Annotated in this window: 1 protein-coding gene; it reads right to left on the bottom strand. The window is 39.7% G+C overall.

The window, feature by feature from the left end; translation table 11 throughout:
* Positions 1-84: 84 nt before the first annotated feature.
* On the bottom strand, positions 85-602 hold a 518-nt coding region (locus QZ114_RS08525), incomplete at its 5' end, for a rhomboid family intramembrane serine protease (protein WP_295502193.1).

The raw sequence follows: 602 nt of genomic DNA, 5'->3' as shown, positions 1-602 counted from the left end.
GATTTTCATTGAGTATAAAACAAAAAAGATAAGGTTCAAAAATGCCTTATCTTTTTTCATTACACAAATTTTCTTCCAACTTCTTCACATTCCCATTCCCTTGTAGAGAAGTAAGACTGCGAGTCCTACGAACAAGACTAACGCTACCAGTCTCTGGCTAGCGCTATACATCCGTCTTTCACCTCGGACTGGAAAGATAACTGCTAGAAATGCGCCACCAACTGCACCTCCGATATGGCCTGCTAGGCTGATTCCTGGAATCAGAACACTTCCAATAATGTTAACCACAAAAAGTGTCAGATAAGATTGCCCTAGCTGTTGGATATAAGGATTGCGAGTTGCATAGCGAAGAACAATAATCGCAGCAAATAGCCCATAGAGAGAAGTAGAAGCTCCTGCTGCTAAGGATTTTGGACTAAATACAAAAACAAAGAGATTGCCCATCATTCCAGATAAAAGATAGAGAAAGCAAAACTTCTTGGATCCGAAAATCTCCTCTACTTGCCTACCAAGATAATAAATGGAAAGCATATTGACAATAAAATGCTCCCAACCAATATGAACAAAAATAGCCGAAAAGAGACGCCAAATTTGCTCGGGAA

The sequence above is a fragment of the uncultured Streptococcus sp. genome (genome assembly GCF_901875575.1).
Lineage (GTDB): Bacteria > Bacillota > Bacilli > Lactobacillales > Streptococcaceae > Streptococcus.
This window is presented reverse-complemented; position numbering and strand designations above follow the sequence as displayed.